General features: G+C 35.2%; 18 protein-coding genes and 1 tRNA gene. 12 read left to right on the top strand and 7 right to left on the bottom strand.

What is annotated here, in order from left to right:
• Nucleotides 1-112: 112 nt before the first annotated feature.
• From B8967_RS09330 to B8967_RS09310, 5 genes are all read left to right on the top strand, one after another.
• The gene (locus tag B8967_RS09330) at nucleotides 113-1,858 is read left to right on the top strand and encodes a CocE/NonD family hydrolase (RefSeq protein ID WP_084085907.1); all 1,746 of its coding nucleotides are present in this window, start codon (nucleotides 113-115) and stop codon (nucleotides 1,856-1,858) included.
• Between the two features lie 213 nt (nucleotides 1,859-2,071).
• Nucleotides 2,072-2,470: a hypothetical protein gene (locus tag B8967_RS09325; protein ID WP_084085906.1), complete on the top strand. Its 399-nt coding sequence runs from the start codon at nucleotides 2,072-2,074 to the stop codon at nucleotides 2,468-2,470.
• A 246-nt stretch (nucleotides 2,471-2,716) separates the two neighbouring features.
• Nucleotides 2,717-2,801, top strand: a tRNA-Ser gene (locus B8967_RS09320).
• Between the two features lie 294 nt (nucleotides 2,802-3,095).
• Complete coding sequence (locus B8967_RS09315) at nucleotides 3,096-4,472, top strand: site-specific integrase (protein ID WP_084085905.1); 1,377 nt, start codon at nucleotides 3,096-3,098, stop codon at nucleotides 4,470-4,472.
• 138 nt (nucleotides 4,473-4,610) lie between these two features.
• The gene (locus B8967_RS09310; protein WP_084085904.1) at nucleotides 4,611-6,458 is read left to right on the top strand and encodes an AIPR family protein; all 1,848 of its coding nucleotides are present in this window, start codon (nucleotides 4,611-4,613) and stop codon (nucleotides 6,456-6,458) included.
• Between the two features lie 109 nt (nucleotides 6,459-6,567).
• Here the strand turns inward: B8967_RS09310 and B8967_RS09305 are convergent, their stop codons facing one another.
• Together B8967_RS09305 and B8967_RS09300 are read right to left on the bottom strand one after the other, a co-directional pair.
• Nucleotides 6,568-6,879, bottom strand: a complete 312-nt coding sequence (locus B8967_RS09305; protein ID WP_228406108.1) for a hypothetical protein — start codon at nucleotides 6,877-6,879, stop codon at nucleotides 6,568-6,570.
• Nucleotides 6,866-7,135: a helix-turn-helix domain-containing protein gene (locus B8967_RS09300; RefSeq protein WP_084085902.1), complete on the bottom strand. Its 270-nt coding sequence runs from the start codon at nucleotides 7,133-7,135 to the stop codon at nucleotides 6,866-6,868. Before B8967_RS09300 ends, B8967_RS09305 begins: the two co-directional genes overlap by 14 nt.
• Before the next feature lie 240 nt (nucleotides 7,136-7,375).
• On the opposite strand from B8967_RS09300, the gene B8967_RS09295 reads away from it, so the two are divergent.
• Both B8967_RS09295 and B8967_RS09290 read left to right on the top strand, forming a co-directional pair.
• Nucleotides 7,376-9,370 (top strand): AAA family ATPase, encoded by a 1,995-nt coding sequence (locus B8967_RS09295; protein WP_084085901.1) that lies wholly within the window; start codon nucleotides 7,376-7,378, stop codon nucleotides 9,368-9,370.
• A 5-nt stretch (nucleotides 9,371-9,375) separates the two neighbouring features.
• Nucleotides 9,376-9,861: a hypothetical protein gene (locus B8967_RS09290; RefSeq protein WP_084085900.1), complete on the top strand. Its 486-nt coding sequence runs from the start codon at nucleotides 9,376-9,378 to the stop codon at nucleotides 9,859-9,861.
• 80 nt (nucleotides 9,862-9,941) lie between these two features.
• On the opposite strand, the gene B8967_RS09285 is transcribed toward B8967_RS09290, so the two are convergent.
• The 4 genes from B8967_RS09285 to B8967_RS09265 all read right to left on the bottom strand — a co-directional run bounded on the left by B8967_RS09285 (nucleotide 9,942) and on the right by B8967_RS09265 (nucleotide 14,000).
• On the bottom strand, nucleotides 9,942-10,553 hold the full coding sequence (locus tag B8967_RS09285) for a hypothetical protein (RefSeq protein ID WP_084085899.1): 612 nt from the start codon (nucleotides 10,551-10,553) through the stop codon (nucleotides 9,942-9,944).
• 478 nt (nucleotides 10,554-11,031) lie between these two features.
• Complete coding sequence (locus B8967_RS09275; protein WP_084085897.1) at nucleotides 11,032-11,325, bottom strand: DUF6922 domain-containing protein; 294 nt, start codon at nucleotides 11,323-11,325, stop codon at nucleotides 11,032-11,034.
• A gap of 62 nt (nucleotides 11,326-11,387) precedes the next feature.
• On the bottom strand, nucleotides 11,388-12,056 hold the full coding sequence (locus tag B8967_RS09270; RefSeq protein WP_084085896.1) for a nucleotidyl transferase AbiEii/AbiGii toxin family protein: 669 nt from the start codon (nucleotides 12,054-12,056) through the stop codon (nucleotides 11,388-11,390).
• A 1,245-nt stretch (nucleotides 12,057-13,301) separates the two neighbouring features.
• Nucleotides 13,302-14,000 carry a hypothetical protein gene (locus tag B8967_RS09265; RefSeq protein WP_143330496.1) on the bottom strand — a complete coding sequence of 233 codons (699 nt, stop codon included), beginning with the start codon at nucleotides 13,998-14,000 and terminating at the stop codon, nucleotides 13,302-13,304.
• A 245-nt stretch (nucleotides 14,001-14,245) separates the two neighbouring features.
• Here B8967_RS09265 and B8967_RS09260 point away from each other — a divergent pair, with 245 nt between their 5' ends.
• The 3 genes from B8967_RS09260 (at nucleotide 14,246) to B8967_RS09250 (ending at nucleotide 17,628) form a co-directional block, all read left to right on the top strand.
• Nucleotides 14,246-15,241 carry a toprim domain-containing protein gene (locus B8967_RS09260; protein ID WP_179140050.1) on the top strand — a complete coding sequence of 332 codons (996 nt, stop codon included), beginning with the start codon at nucleotides 14,246-14,248 and terminating at the stop codon, nucleotides 15,239-15,241.
• Between the two features lie 234 nt (nucleotides 15,242-15,475).
• On the top strand, nucleotides 15,476-16,642 hold the full coding sequence (locus B8967_RS09255) for a plasmid recombination protein (protein WP_084085893.1): 1,167 nt from the start codon (nucleotides 15,476-15,478) through the stop codon (nucleotides 16,640-16,642).
• Between the two features lie 215 nt (nucleotides 16,643-16,857).
• Nucleotides 16,858-17,628, top strand: a complete 771-nt coding sequence (locus B8967_RS09250; RefSeq protein WP_084085892.1) for a hypothetical protein — start codon at nucleotides 16,858-16,860, stop codon at nucleotides 17,626-17,628.
• 345 nt (nucleotides 17,629-17,973) lie between these two features.
• Here the strand turns inward: B8967_RS09250 and B8967_RS09245 are convergent, their stop codons facing one another.
• Nucleotides 17,974-18,354 carry a helix-turn-helix domain-containing protein gene (locus tag B8967_RS09245; protein WP_084085891.1) on the bottom strand — a complete coding sequence of 127 codons (381 nt, stop codon included), beginning with the start codon at nucleotides 18,352-18,354 and terminating at the stop codon, nucleotides 17,974-17,976.
• Between the two features lie 337 nt (nucleotides 18,355-18,691).
• Here B8967_RS09245 and B8967_RS09240 point away from each other — a divergent pair, with 337 nt between their 5' ends.
• Nucleotides 18,692-20,323: a T9SS type A sorting domain-containing protein gene (locus B8967_RS09240; RefSeq protein WP_084085890.1), complete on the top strand. Its 1,632-nt coding sequence runs from the start codon at nucleotides 18,692-18,694 to the stop codon at nucleotides 20,321-20,323.
• Nucleotides 20,324-20,328: 5 nt separating this feature from the next.
• On the top strand, nucleotides 20,329-21,176 hold an 848-nt coding region (locus B8967_RS09235), incomplete at its 3' end, for a hypothetical protein (RefSeq protein ID WP_228406106.1).

Genomic DNA, 21,176 nt, shown 5'->3' with positions numbered 1-21,176 from the left:
TATAATAGAAAGAGTTTATTATTATCTATAAATTCCCCCTACATTAGCATTCTTTAAAAACCAACTGATAATTTTGGTGAGAATAAAGAATAATTTAAAGTAAAAATAACCGATGAAAATATTGTTGAACTTCATTATTCTGTTTGTGGGACTTTTCTATTGCCAGGCCCAACAAACAAGAAAAGTGAAAACTGAGGATTTAAAAAGTACCTATAATATACAGGATAGTGTTTTTGTAAGGACAAGAGACGGAGCAACACTATCTTTAATGGTTGTCAGGGAAAAGGGGGATGAAACCCCTAAGCCGGTCATACTTCAATCCACTATTTATGTTAGAGATACGGGACGGGATATTATATCATTAAAGAAATCCGTAGATCATGGTTATGTGGGGGTTATTGTATATGCAAGAGGAAAAAGATTTAGTCCGGACGAAATATTTCCGTACGAAAATGACGCCAATGATACCTATGATGTTATTGATTGGATCAGTAAACAAAAATGGTGCAATGGAAGTGTTGGGATGTATGGAGGCAGTTACAATGGCTTTACACAATGGGCAGCCTGCAAAGTCCTTCATCCTGCACTCAAAACAATTGTCCCTTCAGTAGCGGCCCGGCCTGGTCAAGGGTTACCTGTAGAAAATAATATTTTCGTAAACCCCAACTATGAATGGTCTTTCTATGTTGGAAATAACAAATATCTTGATACCATAGCTGGAAATGATAGAAAGCGCTTCCGGAAAATGCAGGACAAATGGTGGGAAACAGGAATTGCCTACAAAAAATTAGATAGCATAGACGGTGTTCCTAATAAATGGTTTCAACGATGGGTAAGCCACCCGTCCTTCGACAGCTATTGGCAAAAGATGACACCCTATAAGAAAGATTTTGCCCAAATAAATATTCCTGTTTTAGCATTTGATGGGTATTATAATGATGGACAAAGCTCTGGATTGTACTATATAAGAGAACTTCAAAAATATAGCCCACAAACACCTGCCTACCTTATCATTGGACCTTACGGACACTTTGGTACACAAAGCGGCGGAGAAAGTGTTCTATATGAATATAAGGTAGATCCGGTTGCTTTATTCGACATCAATACCATTACTTATCAATGGTTTGATTATATTCTAAAAAACGGTACTAAACCGGAAATCCTAAAAGACAAAATCAACTATGAGGTAATGGGGGCTAATGAATGGCGAAGTGCACCATCGATTGATACAATGAATAATGGTTTCTTAACCCTATATTTAACCCATGATAAGTCCGGTAAATTTTATTCCATGAATTCCGGGAAGCCGTCCAAAAGAAGTTATTTATCTCAGGAAGTTAATTTTGCAGACAGAACACAAACAAATAACGATTATTATCCGGAACCCATTATTCGTAAAGAAATTGATACCACTAACGGTTTTAATTTTATAAGTGAACCTTTACAAGAATCCATGATAATAAATGGTTCATTTTTAGGCGAAATTAAGGCGAGTATTAACAAGCTGGATATGGATATTGGCGTGACATTGTATGAGGTAATGCCCAATGGAGAATATTTTCACTTATCTTATTTTATTGGAAGAGCAAGCTATTCAACGGATATTACAAAAAGAAAACTGCTGAAACCAAATACAATTGAAACCATTCCTTTCTCGAATACACACCTTGTAAGCAAACGGCTAAGCAAGGGAAGCCGGTTATTAATTTATCTCAATGTAAATAAGAATCCATTTTCCGAATTAAATTATGGAACAGGAAGAACAGTATCTGAAGAAACTATACAAGATGCAAAGGAACCCTTAAAAGTGAAATGGTATAATGACAGCTTTGTGAAAATTCCAATACTAAAAAACTGATTAAAAATTGAATTGTATGAAGTTGATGAGCTCTTGTAAACTTCAATGGATGATATTCAATAGATGAGTGGGTTGAATTGAAGAAGCTGACTCTCCGGCAGATTGGGGAAGTAAAGATCGCCAGATTATTTTTGTCCACCGAGACTAATTTCTTAGATTTTATCCCATCAATGCCTTCTATTTTTTATATTGCAATAAATAACAACAGGACAGATGCAAAAATTTATACTCGGTAATGATAATTTTGGTGTTGGTAAAATAATGTACAAAATTGACAATGAAAATTCAGTTATTAATGATTTAACAATTATTGGTGATCAGCAACTGTTTGAAGCATTATCAGACGACGAACAAAGTGAATGGAATTGGGCCTTATATCCCCCAAAACTTTATCTAAGAGAAGTCCCATATCAGATGCGAGGGGACAAGATTGAGATAGCCGTTACAGAAGAAACTCTGGACAATTACGATATTGCTTTGTATTTCATGGAGCATAACGATATTAATGGGATCTTTACGATTGATGAAAATAAGGGACTCGTTTTTGAGGGGACTACATATATTTCAGGTGTGGAAAAGAAACTGAAACTTGAAGTAAAATTGGATGACTAATAATCGCGATACTACTTACTTCTATAATTTTAGTAAAAATCAATGTGTTTGATTAAAATTTAATCGGATAAATCCAATGAGAACCAGATTTTGTTAGATTCTCTGAAAACTGAAATTCAATTCATTAAAGATGGAAAAACTACTGATAGCCCTTTATATAGGCAATGGGCTATTTTTTATTTGGTGAATTAATATAAATTTTTCTATATTTGCACCACTGAAAACAACGGCATAGCCGGAGTTTAAGGAGAGTTGGCAGAGTGGTCGATTGCGGCAGTCTTGAAAACTGTTGACTGTAACAGGTCCGGGGGTTCGAATCCCTCACTCTCCGCAAGATGCGAAAACGGAAGTTTTCAAAAAGCGTCAAAAAATAGATAAATCCTGCAAAATCAATGATTTGCAGGATTTTTTTGTTTACAGTGATTGCTGTAATTTTCAAAAATAATCCAAAAGTTTGTGGCAATACTGTGGCAATTTTTAAATCAGATAAAAATTGCCACAAAAACGGAATACAAAAAGCTATAAAAACACATGTAATTAATTTAAAATGAACGCGTTGTAAATCTAAACATCTTGATTTGAAGAGCTTTTAGTTTGACATTTATCACCTTAATAATGTTGAATTATGTTAGTAGAACAAAGCTACGGGCTCACCTACTTTTTAAAGAGCTCAAAAAACGAAAAGATTCGCCACATTTACTTGCGAATCACCGTAGATGGTATTCCTAAAGAGACCTCCACCAAAAGAAAATGGTATCCCAACCGATGGGATCAGAAAGAAGGTAAAGCAATTGGGACAAAAGAAGATGCCCGAACAATTAATCTTTTTCTTGAATCCTTAACCACTAAGATCAATCGTCACAGAACAGAGTTAATGAATAATGATATTCCCATTACCTCTATTGATCTCATTAATTTTGTCAACGGAAGATACAGGACACGCAATAAAGTCCTTGAAGAATTCCAGGAGCATAACGATGAGATGGCCAAACTGGTCATTACTGGGGAATATTCCAAAGGTACACATGAGCGTTATATTACAGCACGCTCCCATGTGCAGGAATTTATCCAGCATAAGTATAATATGGCTGACTTGGAGTTCAGTGCCCTTAATTATGAATTTGTCAAGGATTATGATCTGTACCTTAAAACCAAAAGACATTGTTCCAATAACACTTCATTGAAGTATATCAGCAATTTTAAAAAGATTGTTTTGAGGGCTGTGGCAAAAGAGATCATTCCCAAAGATCCATTCAAACTGTTTGTCAGCAAGAAAACCAAGGTTAAAAAGAAGCCACTGACAAAAGCGGAGCTGAAACGGATCGAAGAAAAAGAGTTCAGATCAGAAAGACTAAGTGTCGTTCGGGATATTTTCATATTTCAGTGCTACACGGGATTGTCTTACATTGATGCCTTTCAGTTAAAATGGGAAAATATTAAAGAAGCAGACGATGGAAGCATGTGGATTATGTCAAGCAGGCAAAAATCAAAATCAGATACCGATATTCCTCTTCTTCCAAAGGCATTGGAGATTATGGCTCGATATAAGAATGATCCCCAATGTCTAAAAAGAGGAACTGTACTTCCCGGGCGTTCAAATCAAAAAATGAATGAGTATCTAAAAGAAATTGCTGTATTATGTGACATTCAGGAAACGCTCAATACGCATAAAGCGAGACGAACATTTGCCAGTACGATCACACTAAACAATGGAGTATCCATCCATGTAGTCAAGGAAATGCTGGGACATTACTCAATTAAGCAGACGGAAGAGTATGCCATGACCGAACAGGCGTCCATAGCCCGTGAAATGAAGCAGCTTGAAACCAAGCTGAGAAGTACAGGTAATTTTAACCATGATCTGGAGAAATTGCTTGAACAGCTCGAAAAAGAGTTCCAGGACTTAAAGAGTGCCCGGAGCAATCACTCTGATATTTCTTTTTCTGATAGATGTGATTCTTTTGAAAATATGCTCTGTAGAGTTAAGGTATTAACCGATTGAGTTCGTTTATTAGAATTGTAAAAAAGATACCATGATTGATGCTGTTAAAAATAGTATTTTAGTTGGAAATGACTAATACATCTCAGAAGCGCTCTTTTTTTGATTTCGTATATTTGATTCAATAATAATTAAGAGATAATGACAAATAATGCATTTTATGAAATTGTTGATAATCAGTTGGACGAGATCCTAATTGAGATCGACCAGGTTGGCCCTCTCCCCTTTAAAAAGATAGAACAACGAAAGAGTTATGCATTTCTTGTTTGGATAATAAAATTTTATGGCTTAAGTGCGAATTATAAAGATTATATTACAGATGGCCCCAATGACCAATCGTGTGATATTATTTTTAACAAGAAAAACCAAAATAACGAAGAAATCTTTTATGTAATCCAATCTAAATGGAACATGATTGGAAACATAGGAGCAAACATGGATGCGAAGGATATTAAACAAGCAATCAATGATTTTGAAACAATCCTAACAGGCAACCGACAAGAAACAGATAATTTGAAGTTTAATAAGAAAAACATAGAACTTCAAAAGCATTTGGCCAAAAATGGCCGTGTAAAATTTCTTTTTATTGGACTATGCAACAAATCACCGGATGTATCAGAGAATGTTGACTCCTTTAAAGTTAGATATAGCCCTAAAATAGACCTAGAAATCTTAGATATTAACAGAATTAAAAGAGATTACATTGAAACAATGTATAAAGAAGTTGTTCTGGAAAATCCTCTTGAATTCAATTATAAGCCGGAAAACGTACCTGTGATTATTGAGATTGACCGTTATGACCAATGTAGGCGCGATCTCTTAGAATTCTCTGGTAAAAATAAAGCTTATATATTTTTAATAAAACCAAAGGTTTTGTATAATCTTTTTAAAAGGTTTGGTTTCCAATTGTTTTATAGGAATCTACGGAATCCTCTACCTAATTCTAATTACAATATACAAATTGCAAAAACTTTACTTGAGCAACCTGATCAATTTTGGTATTTCAATAATGGTATCACCGGAATATCTAGTTCTAAAATTGAAATTAGTGCCCTTGCAACCGAAATCGTTCTTCAGGACCTTCAATTAATAAATGGAGCACAGACAGCATTTACTGTATATCAGTGTTATGAAAAGGCATCCAAGACTCAAAGAAAAAGAATGGATGACCATGCTAAGATCTCTTTTAGGCTGATCGTTTCAAACGATTCTATTCTCGATAGAGCTATTACCCAGTTTACGAACTCGCAAAATCCGTTACGTCCTGCGGATTTTTATGCAAACGATCCTATTCAGGAGCGATTGCAGATCGAATCCTATGCCTACAATATATGGTATGAAAAAAGACGTGGAGAATTTAGGAATAACCCCGATAATGTAAACGTCGTAGATAAAGAAGCTTTTGCTAGAATTTATGTAGCAACTCATTTAGAAGAACCTGTTTTAGTGTTTAAGAGTTTAGATAACGTTTTCCAATCTGCTGAACATTATAAAGATGGTCTTTATGAATTTGTCTTTAATGATAAAACATGTTATTCTGATATGCTGGCCTCTTTTTATCTTTTTAAGGTCAATATTATTTCAACTTATTCAAAGCCAGGTATTGACTTTCCCCCAGATGACAGAACGTTGATACCATTTTTAACACTTTCCAAAATTGTGTTACATAGGTGCCTGATGCATAAGTTTCAAAGCCCTGAATTGAACCTCAATACCTATATTTTAAGACATCATGAAGATGAAAGTTTTAAAGAAATGCACCAATCAGCGAGAAGTTTTGTCGCTACTAATGTATTTAATAAATATCTTCTTAATTTGGAAAATGAAGAATCACAAATTAACTTTAATCGTTTTATGAGTGATCGTAATTTTTTCGCTGACATCAAAGAATGGTTTAAGCAGATGCCCTTGAGCTTTGAAATTATAGAAAAGTACAATAAAAACGTTAAGGTGGGCCCCCTTAAGGTTGGTAATATTCTAAGGACTTAACAAAAGGTACAAAAGTGCATAATAGAAAGGAAAAAGCAAATAATCAAACTATTATTTATGTGCATAAATTGAAAAATCCTGCAAGTTTATTTTTGCAGGATTTTGATTGCTATTTTCGTACATCAAACCTTTTTATAATTTCCACTGTACTCCGATAATGTGGATGATAGGAAGGTATATATTTAATGTATCCAAACTGCTGAAGTTCTTTGAAATACCGGTGATAGCTTGTGATAGAGTCGATATGTGAGAGTTTCATCAGCTTACTCCGGCTTACATGAATGACCCAATTTTCCTTTTGTTTACAGGCGAGCCTAGCGATGGCGAGCATTAACGAAATATGCCAGACATTCAGTTTGGGATCATTGTCCAAAAAGTCCATAAAATCGAACCATCGTTGTGCAACATTAGTCTCCATCATCAAATAGATGGTTGAGGTCCTCGCTCTTATAGTAATAAGAACCCATAATTTTCTTAAACCTGATTTTTCCCGTGATCCGTAGGTTTTGTAAGGTCGAGGCCGATATATTCAGCTTCTTGCGTAACGCTTTACTGCGCAACCAGCCAAATTCTTCCTGCTCATTCTGACTCGTTGATTTAGCATCAATCAGCATTGCAATGTCAGAAATTAGTTGCGCTCTCAGTATTTCGAGGTCATTTTTTGTGATTGCATCCATATTTATAAATTTTGATTTACAAAATTTATATTTTAAAATACACGTTTATTTTAAGTGGAATTCATTGGTACTGTTTTTCCTTCAGTTTCCTTATCTGACGAAATAGTATAGCGATACTTTTAGAATTAATATAATTTAATCATTTTTTTATAAATTTCTGTCAATATTTCCGAGGGAATGATATTGGCATGTCGTTAGACATACAAAAAGTCATAATATTAATTAAATAACTATTAACCAATGAGATTAGCAAAGGCAAGAATACAAAATTATCGGTCAATTAAAGATACAGGTGAATTTACATTAGAAGAGCTTAAAACTATTTTAGTTGGACCAAATGAAGCAGGAAAGACAGTTGTATTAAAGGCTCTACAGCAGTTAAATCTGCCTAAGGGTGTCGATGGCTTCGATGAAATTAGGGATTATCCCAGATCACTATATAATGATATTACCACAGGAAAAATAAAGGCTGCTGAAATTGAGGTGGTAAGAGGATGGTTTTCATTAGATGACGAGGATAAAAAATTAATTCCTGCCACTTTTCATCAATGTCATTATGTCCGTTCCAAGAATTTAAATAATAAACCATACCATTACTTAGAAAATGCTCCTGCGGCCGTGTATTTAAAAGATTTAAAAGATGATTTATTACGATTAGGTAAACATCTGGATACTCAAAGCGGAACTACTGTAAACAGTGAGAAGATTAATGAATTTGTAAAGTCCTTTTGGAAAGTAGTTTCGAAGGAAAGTACTCCTGAATTTATTCAGTGGTTTGAATCGATTTTTGTAGAAATTGATGAAGACAATGAAAAAGAAATCGCTCGTTACAAAAAAATGGAAGAGTTAATACAAAATAACGAAACCCGAGATAAAGTTTTGAAAATTTTAGAAAACAGACTTCCGGTATTTGTATTATTTAACAACTATTTTAAGGTTAAGCCAGTAATACATTTGGAACATCTGGCTAACCGGGTTGAAGGAAATCTGATGGATGACGATAAATTCTATGATTATGGGAATCTTTGTTTATTGAAATTATTAGGCTTTTCGCCAAGAGAATTATCTACAATTGGTAAAACGGCTAGTCCAAGCAGTAATGATGTAGAGGGGTTGAAACTTTACCGTGATACGCTGGATAGAAGATCGTATCAGCTTGATGCTGCAAGTATACGCTTAACAACTGAAATTAAGAATATTTGGAACCCTAATCCTAAAAGACCGGAGGCTGAAAAACTACAAATTCAGGCAGACGGGCAATACTTGAAAGTGGTGGTTGAGGATGAGCTGGGCGTTAAAATTGAACTTGATCAGAGATCCGAAGGGTTCCAATGGCTAGTATCGTTTTATGTCGTATTTTTCGCAGAAGCGATGGACAAACATAAAAATGCTATACTATTGCTTGATGAGCCAGGCATGAGTTTACATGCTTTAAAGCAACGAGAATTTAGATTAACCTTATCACGTTTAGCTGAAAAAAATCAAACGATTTATTCAACACATTCTCCCTTTTTGGTCGGACCAGATGAATTGGATCTTGTTAGAGTTGTTGAACTCAAGTCTCGTGAAGAAGGAACTAAAGTCCATACGACAATTTCATCAAGTGATCCGGCTGGATTATTACCTTTACAGGAAGCTCTAGGATATGATCTTGCTCAAAGTTTATTTTCTCAACAAAAAAATCTAGTCTTAGAAGGATTAACCGATTATTGGTATATTGATGCAACTGCAAATTTATTTAGAGAAGGAGGATTGGAAAAGTTGGATGATAAAATTGCTTTGGTTTTTGCAAATTCTGCCGGAAAAGTAGTCTATTATGCGACTATTTTGCATGCTCATAACTTGAAGATTGCAGCTTTATTAGATTCTGATAATGCTGGGGATCAGGCTGCAAATCAAGATAATCTTGTCCATGCACTAGGAAATAAAAATATACTAAGAACGAAGGATTTCTGTAGTGGGATAGTCAAACCAGAGATAGAAGACTTGTTGAGAGATACGCTTGTGAGCATTGCAAAATCAGAATTTGGAGTAGATGTATCAGCAGTTATAAAGAAAAACCCTTCAAGACCAATCATAGATATATTCAGTAAAGAAATCAAAGGATTTTCTAAATACAAACTTGCTAAGGCATTTGTCAATTGGACTAGATCTAACAAGGTTAATTCTTTGACTGAAGAAGAAAGAAAACAGTGGGAAAAACTGTTCCAGAGTATTAATAAAGCATTAAAATAATAGTCATGAGAGCTTTAACACCTGCATTAATTACGGCACTGGTATCGTTGACGATCTCCTTAATAACCCTGTTTCAGTTTTTTAAAAATAAAAGATTTCAAGAAGAACAATTTAATAAAGCAAATAATAGGGCTTTTACTTCAAAGCTCTACGATTTGAGGCTTGAGCATTACCCGAAAGCCTTTGAAATTTTAGATGAGATTTATAAGGAAAAGGGAGGAAATATAGATCCTGCTAAAATAAAAACCGTCTGTGAAGGTATTATCAAATGGAAAACAGGAGTCATCAATCTGATCATTTCAAACGAGGCACGAAAAAGCTTTTATACCCTAAGAGACTCTTTGATGAAAAATCCTGCATTTAAGGATGGACATTCGCCTGAACAAATCGATAAGATGATTATTGCTCTAAAAGATTTTAGACGTCAGTTACGCAGGGACGTCGGATTTATGTTCAGGGAAGAAAAAGAAAGAAGAGGCAATAATGTATAGAATTTAATATACTTAAAAAAGGCAGACACTTCTATAGTTGTCTGCTTTTTAGGCTACCCAAGGGTACTTTACTTAAATTTTTACGAATTAGGGACACTATTTTCGATTTCAAGTTCTAAAATCATTTTATCTACCTTTTCTTCATTAAATACATGTTGTTGGTTTCGTCGTTCCACGAAAAGATCAAAGAGTTTTTTGTTATTTTTTTCAAGAAAAGATTTATCAAGATGGGGAAATAAAAAATCAGAAGTCATTACAAAGGACGTGACAAAATCTTCTCCGCCATCCTTAACAATCTCTAAACTAAAATTTTGGAATATTTTAAATAGGTTCGAATCACTTGTCAGGAAAAATGGATAAAGAGATCGTTGTAAAATTTCAGATAAGCGAAAGCTATTTGCAGTAAATTTACAATGAAACATATCCCAAGCAGTTCCTTTAAGCTTTTTTTTGACATCCGTAGGCTTGCTATCTAAACCAATCATTTTTCTGAATTCAGTATTGCCTCCAAAAATATTCATGCCCAATTTATATTCAGCACCTCTGAAAATATCCAGTTCAGTGGTCATCCAGTCTACAAGAATATTTAAATTATGTTCAGCCATGTTTTTTGATAACCCTTTTGTCGCGAGACTCCTTATTTTAAGTAAAGTACAATAAGAGTTTTTCAAAATTTGGTTTACCGGTGCCATTGGATTGCCTTTCAATTCTGGAAGCCTTCGGAATACAAAATTATCACGGTAAAAATCATATTTAAAGCTCCTAAAAATCTTTACTGGGATTTGTAAAAAAAAATCTATCCGAAGCTTAAAGTCGTAAAGTTTTTCCGAATCAAAAATTTCCTTTTGTGAACATAGCTCTAAAAAAGCAATCTATTCTTATTTCCGGATGTTTTGCTATATATTCCTTTAAAGCTAGTATTCTCCTAATATCCAATCCCTTAGCTTCTCTTTTATGCTCTACGACTTTAATAATATGCAAACAAACACAACTGTCGAGAAAGACCACAGGTTCGATTCCATTTTTGAAACAGTCGCTAATAAATAGCTTATCGGGTAGGTTGACTTCTCCTTTTTCGTTAAAGCAATTATACATTTGATTTGTATACTTCATAAAAATAAACCTACTAATTTAATATTTTTTATACACTACATTACATATAAAGAGAGCTTATATCCAGTGATAGGGTTTATCCTTACGATTCAAGTAGCAATGCATTTCTTCTTTTTTAATTTCAGGAAAGAATTTTATGGCCCGATCAATTGCATAGTTCGGGAGAAAATGTATTTCGTCCCGAATTGCCTTGATCACTTTTTCATGGCCATAAAAACGAACCAGCTCATCAATTTCATCCTGCCCGCCACGTTCTATAATACGTGCAATAACTGACTTATAAGCTTTTCGCCAATCGAGCTTATCCGTATCTGTATCCCAAAAAAAATGTGGTTCAAACTTTGGTTTCATAATGTAACCTTTTGATTTTCTTATATATAAATATAATAATTTATTTTTAACTACGCAATGATTTAACGCCTAAATCCTCTTCCTTTTCCCATGCTTGGAGGTGGCAGAAATTTCTTTAGAGGATTTAACGAAGCTTCCTTTAATCGGCCTGATATTTTTGACCATCTATGCTCTTTTCCTTTGAGCATCTTAACACCTAATTCTTTATCAATGTGATCGAAAAAAGCTAGAGAATAAGTTGCTAATGCCGCATTTCCGTTATACTTTCGTTCATAAGTTTCTAAATAGTCTTTCAATGAATTCTTTTCTAAAAGAAAGTACATATCCACAAAGTCTTTCAATCGTGTTCCGCTATGGAAGATCGCATGGAGCTTCATGGCCCCAATATCTTCTAAGGATGCTAAACGAACATTATCAATTACCTTTATAGGTTTTTGCCAGTCGTATTTATGAGATAGAATATCTACCTTTACATTCCCTATATTTATCATTAATGTATTATTCCCAATATTACGAACCGTGGCTGAATGTTTATTTTGCAGTTGGTCCAGCATTCCATGGACATCAAAATCTTTAGTTGTAAAAAGATCTATATCAATACTTAACCGATGACCGATCTGTAGGCTCAAAGCGGTTCCTCCAACCAGATTAAAATTCTGAAGTGTTTCTTCCTTCATTAATTTTTGTAGAAGATTCCACAATTCTTTTGTGACAGTTTCTTTGTTTAACATAATGGCATCTTTTTCGGAAAATTAATCTCCGATCGAATGCACTCTGTTAAAGTGGAATTTAGTGTCTTCTTTTTACCTTTATTTGCCAAATTGTAGGCTATACTGAAATACAGAAATACCCTTTTCTATTAGAAAGAAACAGCGACTTCGGAGCATGTTTCAAATCCCGTAGGGCAAGTAGTTTTGAGCTGCGGAATTTATTTCGAGCTGCTCAAAAGATAACTTGCTCCTTTCCCACGAAAGGATATTTTGCACATATAATGAAAATTATCTATGTATTGTCTAAAATATTTTTTCCTGTTGTGAGCAATCTAAAATATCTATTTCAAAAGCGAAATTGCAAAATATTGTATTGCGAATTGATTATATTTGTGATGTATAGAACGAGTATTTTATAAAAAAAACCATCAATCAAAAGATTTAATAAAAAAAATAAAGAGTTGTCAGCATTAAAATTAAGTCTGGTTTTTACCCTTATCCAAGTCTTCCTAACTATAATTTTGTTTACAGCAAGTGAAACATTGTATACACTTGATCTTGAGAAATTCATAGTCTTCTTGCTTTTCTTTCCATTGTAGCTGCAATTATATTTGCTGCTAGGACAAGAGCGTCTGGACTAGGAATGCTCCTACTTGTTGTAAATATTATTTGCCTTCTTTTCAGTCTTTTTATTCTGTATATAACCTTCTTCTTTACTTTCAGGGTGTAATATTTTAGATAAAGTGTGTAGGTTAACCCTAGTTTCTGCCGCTAAAATTGTAAAATACTTTTAAGGTAAAATACCTTTACACTTTTACAGTTTAACTTTTGTTAAAGTGCTTTACCAGATTAACATATTGTTTACTGTATCGTTATTTTGGATTATGATTTTTTCTTTTCTGGGGCAGATCACAGGTCTTATTGCCTTATTCAAAATTAAACTACATATTAGGAAATGTAACGCTAATTCATACATTGAATCCTGTATTTTCTGAGCCTTATTGTCAGAAAATGAACTGTAAGTAATTAAATTCCGTAAAATTGGAAGAAGTCCTGCGTGCTCTCGGACATCCTCCCACGCGTAAGAATACCCAAGGGATTGTATCCCAGCCCTTTTGGGGTTGAGTCGAAGCCTCTTTCAAAGTTGATCTGAGAATTAACCTGTGGTATTCCTTCTCAGAATGGGTCGGTATATTACGACCGATTCTATTGTGAAATAAACTTGTAAATGACTTCCCAAGGATTATTTACATTAGATTCTATATATTATTTCCTATATAAATCCTGCTTTATTCTATATTTTTCCAGTAGTTCAAATCCTTCTTTAGCTAAGCTTAATGGCACCTTATAGCAATCTTTATCTTTATCATAGATAACAGATGTTTTATTTTTTTTTATTGTAGAAAGCTTAATCATTATTACTGAACAATTTTCTTGATCAATGTATGCTTGATTATATATAGCTAGAATTGTTTTTTTTCCTGTTATTACATTCAGGTTTTCGAGCTTCTCTATTTCATAGGAATTAATATAGAAATACAAGAAGTCATGAATTAGATAGAAGGTGAGACACTTAACCTCGACTTCAATATTTTTACAGTTCTTGATATTAAAATCTGCTCTTTTGATAGGCAGTGAATCAATTACTTTGTAGTTATTAAAACTATCTATGTCCTGCGGAATTTCCTCAACAATAAACTTTTGTGCCGTAGCGTCGCGTTTGAAATACTGCTGGGCTAGAAATCCATTATCTTGACGTCTTCTTGTCTCTTCCAGATTACTGAGATAAACTTCGAATGGCAAATCGCCAGGAATGGGAAGTTCAGACTTTGAGCGAAGATGGATACAGTTATGGCCTTGCAAAACTTCGGGATTTAACCCAAATAATGCCAAATGATCAAGATTTTCATCATATACGTAAAACCATTGACCTTGCCAATCCTGAAATGTAAATACACGAAACATATCATGGAGTTTTTTATTAAACAACTTTAATCACATATATCTTTCCACATTGATAAATTCATAATATAAAATTAATGAATTTATTGTAAATCAACAATTAATGACTTATTTGTATTATTTTATTAGGAATTTCAAGGCCAAAATAGGAAGTGAAATGCCATATTTCAGTAGTGCTGTCCTATTAAAGTTATTTTGGAAATTTAAATACTGCGACAATGAACTGTAAGCAATTAAATTCCATAGGGATGGAAGAAGTCCTCGCTTTTCTCGGACACCTTCCAACCCGACAAAATGAAAAAGAAGCATGGTATCTCAGCCCTTTTGGCGCTGAATCCCATGCCTCTTTCAAGGTTGACAGACGGCTTAACCTATGGTACCTTTTCTCAGAAGGTGTAGGCGGAACCACGACCGATTTTATGAAGAAATACCTAAATACTGGTATCAAAGGGGTACTTGAATGGGCATCAAAGCATAACTTTTCTTCTTTTCCCCAGCAATCTATTCTCATTAGGAAAACACCTACCGAATATAGGATAGAAAAGGTTATGGACTTACATCATCCCAATCTTATAGACTATCTTCGGACAAGAGGATTATCGTCAAAAATACACCCTTATGTAAAGGAAATCTGGTTCAGTATAAAAGAGAAACCCTATTATGCTCTTGGGTTTAAGAACCGATCCGGGGGCTGGGAACTGCGTAATGCTTACTACAAAGGGGCATTATTGAATAAGGACATCTCAATCCTGCATATTAATCCAGCAGCCCAGAATGCTGAACATCTAGAAGTACATCATGACAATGATCTACCAGTATCCCATGATGGAATTCCAGCGTGTAGGATAGCGGTTGTTGAAGGCTTCGTGGATGCCCTCTCTCTCATTGAGATGAAAGGCAGCTATCAGGGAGACCTTCTTGTGCTCAACTCGGTGAGTCTACTCAAAACCGCTATTGAGTACCTTAAAGGATATTCTGAAATCAACTTATTTCTGGACAACGATAAGGCTGGTAAAAATTGCACTGCTAAAATCAAAGATGCTTATCCCCACGCAAAGGACTTTTCCCACATCTATTCAGATTATAAAGACCTGAATCAATACCTCATGGAAAAAAGGAAGCACCAATACCTCGCCACGGCAAAAGAAAGTGACATGCAGAAACCGAAAACGGACGATGCAGAAAAACAGGCATCAACCATCAAAGAAACTAACAGGATAATGAAGAGGCAGCGCAGGATGTAGCACTGTGCTTTTTACAAACTGTCCGCAAGAGTTAGGAGCTCATTCGCAACTTTGAAGGTCGGTACCCTCCCAACAAAGTTTCTACTTCGCCCGCAGGGGCTAAAAAAGCAGCCCCATAAAAACGGGCTGCCTAGCGGTTCTTAATCATTATAGTTCATGCACTGATGATTCAAAGCAGAGCTCTATCGGAGCTAAATATAAAATTTTATTCACATTAATCAAAAAAGTAATATCATGAAAACCTCAATCAATTTTAAAGCTGCAAAATCTGATTCTGAGGCCCACAATTTCAGGAAAAAGACTTTTGACTATATCCGTAAAGAGCTGACCTCTAAAAATGAATACTGGCAGGAAGATAAGATTGTGGATAGAGTGCAAAAAATAGAAGTTTACTGCAAGGAAAAATCAGGTCGGAAGTTACAAAGTAATGCGATGCCGATCCGTGAAGCTGTGGTGGTTATCAAGGAAGACACCACCATGAAAGATCTTCACGATCTCTCTAAAAAATTAGAGCAGGAACTGGGAATAAGGGTATTTCAGATTGCTATCCATAAGGATGAAGGTCACTGGGACAAAGAATCTAACGAGTGGAAACCTAATCTTCATGCACATCTTGTTGCGGATTGGCAAGACCTGAAAACAGGAAAAACATTAAAGCATCAGTCATTTCATTATTCCAAAATGCAAGATATTACTGCTGAATGCCTCGGTATGGAAAGAGGTAATGTGGGTTCCTTGGGAAGACTGGAAGCCATTGAATTCAAAATCCAGAAAAAAGAGGAAGAACTTAAGACCTTAGAAATGAAAATGAACAATATGAAAACTGAGTTAGAGGGTAATTCTTTTAAAGACCTTATTGTTAAAGAGACTGACTTTTTGGGATTTGAGCATGTTAAAACCGGAAAGACCATTGAAAATTACGGAAAAGCTTTTAAACTCTACAATGCCGAGCTGCTAAAAAATAATGATCTGACCCAGTCCCTTCGTAAACAAATTTCTGATTTAAAACTTCAAACCGAATCTCAAAAAAAGGAAATAGCTGATCTTAAGAGCACAAACACCCTGCTTGTAACTAATCCCAATGTCCTTGCTAGTGAAAAGAAAAAATATATGGATTCTGTTATTCAGGCACTGGAAAAGCAGGTCCTTTCCGAGCGTTTAACCTCCCCTCATTATAGTTCGATGGATGAGAAAAACCTAACCCTTGAAATGAGCAGAATATGCAAAGATCTATCTGAAAAAAATAATATTCCATTTTCTGCTTTTGAAGAAATTTTTAAGACAGGTGAAATACTTTTTGACTTATTTTCACTTTTAAGCCTGGGGCCAGTCAATAATCAGGAACCCGAAGAAATTCCTCTGACCAAAAAGAAAAAGAAGAGAAGAAATATAAGGTTCTAACAAAAAGAAAATTGCCGTGTTTCAATAATTATAGCCTTATGATATTTGAGTGTTTGTTACATACAGTGTGCTATTTGATCAAGGGATACCCATTTCTTTGGTTATTTCTTTCATTGATTAAAAAAAACTTTAAATTAATATAATAAATCATGTTTATTGGGACTCGTGAGTTTCTCAATTATCAATGACCATTTTATGTCCAAAAGGAGGCTTATATGAATGTTAATGCGATGATATTATTTGACAAAGTAATGAATCATTCTATGGAGCGTTTTTCTGCGCTGTCTTTTGTCAAAAAGCAGGTTTATATACATAATACTGAATATTTATCTAGAAAGGTTGCCAATATAACACAGTTATATACGGGCTGTTTCTCTAATTTTGGCTGGCTTTCTAAAGATTTCCGGTTTTATAAACGTATTTTGCAGGGAAACCTCTATTTTGGTTCCGATATTAATAATGACGATAGCTCTGTTTCTAAAATTATGGAATATCTACCCGAGCAACATACAATGACAGAAAATTCCCCACTACCTTTTCATATCCATTTCACTATACTCCCCAATTTCTGTTGTGTAAGCGGTATTATATGGAAAGATAACTTAGAACGGATTTTTATATGTCTAACCGAGTGCTCTATTCCAAGGAATATGATTGAGAACTCGCCCGGAAGTTATGCATATCTTTCGGAGTTATTGGAAGAGTATGATTCTGTTAAACATCCTCAGCTTCGGGATTGGATCATAGGGAAGGAACTCAGTATCCATAAGATTCACAGTGATTCTAAAAAATACTGGGGCGACAGCTTTTATAGCCATTATCTAAAAATAAAGATGATTGGTGCTCTTGGAGACGTTCTTTTTACTTCAAAAACATTGAAAGAAGTTGCAATAAGCCATAACTTTGTTAAGTATAACAATATGTACAGGGCTTTTAATAGATATGGTATAGATCTTAGCAAAATTTCCAGATTCGCCAAATTGTAATATTTGTATTTGTTTCTAATATACAGTAATAGGCTCATCAAAAGCCCTTATAATTTTAAGACATTATGGATATATTTTAAACTTATGATAATCCCCTCTATTGGATAAGGATAGATCTCTTGGAACGGTGAAAGTATGGGTATGGTCAAAATTACATATTCCAATCCCAGGTGTAGATTTCTAATACACTTTCTCTCAAAAACGACTACAAAAAATGGCGAAAAGTATACATGTTTTATACTCTACTTTTATATTTTGATTAACAGACACAAAAAATCCCCGCCATATTGATGGCAGGGATATATAATATCGGTTACGATGCAGTAAATAAATAATTCAATAGATCTACTCTCTGATCTTACCTATTAACGCCTCTATAAGTTTATTCTGGGAATTGAGAATTTCTGTAATCTGCTCCTGATTTTTAAGGACACGGTCTATTAGTTCAGGTGAATGCATATTAATCACATGCTGATGATTTGCTACAATATTGGAACCCTCAAACTGGTTGTTTGATATGAGATTACTCCCTTCCTCTGTAAGATAGCTAAGATCGACATCAAAGATCTTACTGACTTTTAAAAGGTTCTCAAGGTCTGGATGAGTGATATCAGTTTCCCATTTATGATAGGCAGGTTGAGATATATCCAATAAATCAGCAACTTCCTGTTGTGAGTATCCTTTCTTTTTTCTTAATCTAGTGAGCTTGGTTCCAAGTGTAAGCATTTCATTATTTTAATATGCTAAAATAATCAAAAATAACTTTACAAATCGAACTTTATAACTTAGGTTATTGACTTTATAACCTAAGTTATAAAATGTTGTTAGGATAAAATTTACCTTCACAACTCTTAAAAATTTCAAACTGAGAATATTTATTTAGTGCTAAATAATACGACAAGTATTGTCGCATGCGCCATCTATCTTTGAATTGTTAACCAATTGGATCACCAAATAGTAGTCATATCAGGGAAATCACGGAACGTTAAAACAGGGAATATCCCCATTTCCCCACTGATGGAACTGCATTACATTTGGCGGAGCCAAAAGAAAGCTAAGAACTATGAAAAAAACTTTTTACAGTATACTCCTATTGTATACAGCAATTTCTTTACAGGGGCAAGAGGTCCTCTGGCAGAAGGATATCAAATCTTCTACGCAGGATTTCCTCAGTCAGGTTACCACTACCATTGACGGGCAATATCTTATTACGGGAAGTGCTATCCAGCCCAACAGATTACAGCAAAGTAACAAACAGAACAACGACTACGATTTCCATCTGGTAAAACTCAACCAACAGGGAGAACAGGTTTGGGAGAAATATATTGCCGGACAGAATCATGATTATTTATCAGCATCAGTTACTACGCAGGATGGCGGTTTCCTACTGACAGGCTCTTCCTATTCCGGAAAAGGACTGGATAAAAAAGAGGCTTCCAGAGGAGGATCGGACATCTGGCTGATCAGAATTAATGAATTTGGGGATGAACTGTGGCAAAAAACCTTGGGAACTTCCTCAGATGAAGAAGCCAAAGCAGTGATTCAAACCACCGACTTAGGCTTTTTTGTGGCCGGAAATATTCAAAACTCATCCAAAGGTTACGGTTCAAAAGATGTCTGGATCACCAGACTGGATAAAGATGGAAAAGAACTGTCTCAGCTTATTCTGGGAGGAAGAGGGTTGGACGAAGTAGAAAAAATGATACCCACGAAAGACGGCGGAGCATTACTGGGAATTTATTCAAGGAGTTCCGAGGTTCGGGGTTCCGGGGTTGGAAATCCTGAGACTAAACCTTCGACTGAAAGACCCGCTTCCTCAATAGCCATTAACCAAACGCCAAAAGCCAGCAGCAATTTCGGTGAAGGCGACTACTGGATCGTAAAGTTGGATAAAAACGGAAAAGTAGAATGGGAAAAGAACTTTGGCGGGAAAGGCGATGATCATATCAGAACCCTGGCTATAACTTCAAACGGTTTTATCATCGGTGGAGAATCCAGATCCGAGAGATCCGGAAACAAATCAGTAGGAATTGAAGAAGGCACAGACCTTTGGCTGATCTCACTGAATGAAAGAGGGGATGAACAATGGCAGAAATCTTACAATTTCAAGAACAGGGATATTTTAATGGGGATGAATGTGATACAGAGTCAAGAGTCAGGATCCAGGAACCAGGATGCCACGAAAGGAATATTGCTGGGAGGGTATACCCAGGCGGAAGGAAGAATAGAGAAGGATGATGAGACCTTTTGGATGCTCTATCTTGATGGCAACGGCAATGAGCAATGGAGAAAACATGTGAGTGGAGACTCCAGAAAAAGAGAGGAGAGACTTTCGGATTTGAGACTTAACAGAGATGGCTCTATTATTCTGGCCGGAACCAGTGCTGAGGAATTAGGAAAAGAGAACTGGAAGATTGTGAAACTGGGAGATAAACAGGTGGATCAGTTAATAGAAAAACATGATATCAAGATCTATCCAAACCCTGTTTCAGATTATGCTTATGTGGAAATCGGCTTCGATTTTAAAGAAGCAGAAATTATGCTGCACGATATGAGCGGAAGACAGCTTCAGAGTATAAAAACTAAAAATAATGTTACCAAGATTAATACACAGGCTCTTGTACAAGGCGCTTACCTGGTGACCATAAAAACGGATACGAATAAAACGGCGAATGCCAAATTGATTAAAAAATAAACACGATGAAAAAAGTAATTGCAGCTTCTCTGCTCATCTGTGGATGTGCCCTGGGCTATGCACAATCAGTAGATGCGAAAGACAGTAAATATAACCTCACTATAAAATCTCCGGATGCAAGCCAGCTATCCAAACATATTGATATCCCTACTTCTACCCATACCGGAGCGGTAGGCATTGATATTCCTCTGTATACCATCAAAGTAGGTGATTTTAGTTTACCTATTTCTTTAAAGTATCACGCTTCAGGAGTGAAAGTAAAAGAAACTGCTTCAAAAGTCGGCCTTGGGTGGGCATTATCCGTTGGAGGGCTTTCTCTTTCCAAACAGATTTTTGGGAGGGAGGATAAGGGAAAGATACAATATATTAATCCTGATAATTTTAACCCTGTCCAAGGGAACTCAAATGATTATACCCTTGCTATGACGCTCAAAAATGGACTGGGAGCACCGGATACCCAGCCGGATATCTATTCTTATGCTATTGGTGGCAGCTCAGGAGAGTTTTATTATGACAGTGCCGGTAGAATCATTCAAATCCCCTATAGTACGGTAAAGATTGAAGACTCATTTGTTTTTACAGATAATCAGGGAATAAAATATTATTTCAAACCGGGAAATCAGACCCAAAATGTTGGAGGTGGTAATGCACCTGATCCTCAGGATTTCAATACCACAGATTTTGTCATTACCAGAATTCTTTTACCAACCGGAAAGGAAATAAAATTTAACTACCTGACCAGCAATTACAATTATCTGAGTAGTTTTTATAAAGGATTAAAAGTAGGAAGGGCCTGTACTGTTGAAAATGGGACTACTTATGAAGAGTTTGTTACAAGAACAAGAGTTCTTTC

The sequence above is a fragment of the Chryseobacterium sp. YR221 genome (assembly GCF_900176315.1).
Taxonomy (GTDB): Bacteria; Bacteroidota; Bacteroidia; order Flavobacteriales; family Weeksellaceae; genus Chryseobacterium; species Chryseobacterium rhizosphaerae.
This window is presented reverse-complemented; position numbering and strand designations above follow the sequence as displayed.

Bases quoted from the DNA above. Each gene is read 5' to 3' on its own strand.
- B8967_RS09315 (WP_084085905.1), top strand. From the start codon at position 3,096: ATGTTAGTAGAACAAAGCTACGGGCTCACCTACTTTTTAAAGAGCTCA.
- B8967_RS09255 (WP_084085893.1), top strand. From the start codon at position 15,476: ATGAAAACCTCAATCAATTTTAAAGCTGCAAAATCTGATTCTGAGGCC.
- B8967_RS09325 (WP_084085906.1), top strand. From the start codon at position 2,072: ATGCAAAAATTTATACTCGGTAATGATAATTTTGGTGTTGGTAAAATA.
- B8967_RS09270 (WP_084085896.1), bottom strand. From the start codon at position 12,056: ATGTTAAACAAAGAAACTGTCACAAAAGAATTGTGGAATCTTCTACAA.
- B8967_RS09285 (WP_084085899.1), bottom strand. From the start codon at position 10,553: ATGGCACCGGTAAACCAAATTTTGAAAAACTCTTATTGTACTTTACTT.
- B8967_RS09305 (WP_228406108.1), bottom strand. From the start codon at position 6,879: ATGATGGAGACTAATGTTGCACAACGATGGTTCGATTTTATGGACTTT.
- B8967_RS09250 (WP_084085892.1), top strand. From the start codon at position 16,858: ATGAATGTTAATGCGATGATATTATTTGACAAAGTAATGAATCATTCT.
- B8967_RS09260 (WP_179140050.1), top strand. From the start codon at position 14,246: ATGGAAGAAGTCCTCGCTTTTCTCGGACACCTTCCAACCCGACAAAAT.
- B8967_RS09330 (WP_084085907.1), top strand. From the start codon at position 113: ATGAAAATATTGTTGAACTTCATTATTCTGTTTGTGGGACTTTTCTAT.
- B8967_RS09245 (WP_084085891.1), bottom strand. From the start codon at position 18,354: ATGCTTACACTTGGAACCAAGCTCACTAGATTAAGAAAAAAGAAAGGA.
- B8967_RS09295 (WP_084085901.1), top strand. From the start codon at position 7,376: ATGAGATTAGCAAAGGCAAGAATACAAAATTATCGGTCAATTAAAGAT.
- B8967_RS09300 (WP_084085902.1), bottom strand. From the start codon at position 7,135: ATGGATGCAATCACAAAAAATGACCTCGAAATACTGAGAGCGCAACTA.
- B8967_RS09310 (WP_084085904.1), top strand. From the start codon at position 4,611: ATGACAAATAATGCATTTTATGAAATTGTTGATAATCAGTTGGACGAG.
- B8967_RS09290 (WP_084085900.1), top strand. From the start codon at position 9,376: ATGAGAGCTTTAACACCTGCATTAATTACGGCACTGGTATCGTTGACG.
- B8967_RS09240 (WP_084085890.1), top strand. From the start codon at position 18,692: ATGAAAAAAACTTTTTACAGTATACTCCTATTGTATACAGCAATTTCT.
- B8967_RS09265 (WP_143330496.1), bottom strand. From the start codon at position 14,000: ATGTTTCGTGTATTTACATTTCAGGATTGGCAAGGTCAATGGTTTTAC.
- B8967_RS09275 (WP_084085897.1), bottom strand. From the start codon at position 11,325: ATGAAACCAAAGTTTGAACCACATTTTTTTTGGGATACAGATACGGAT.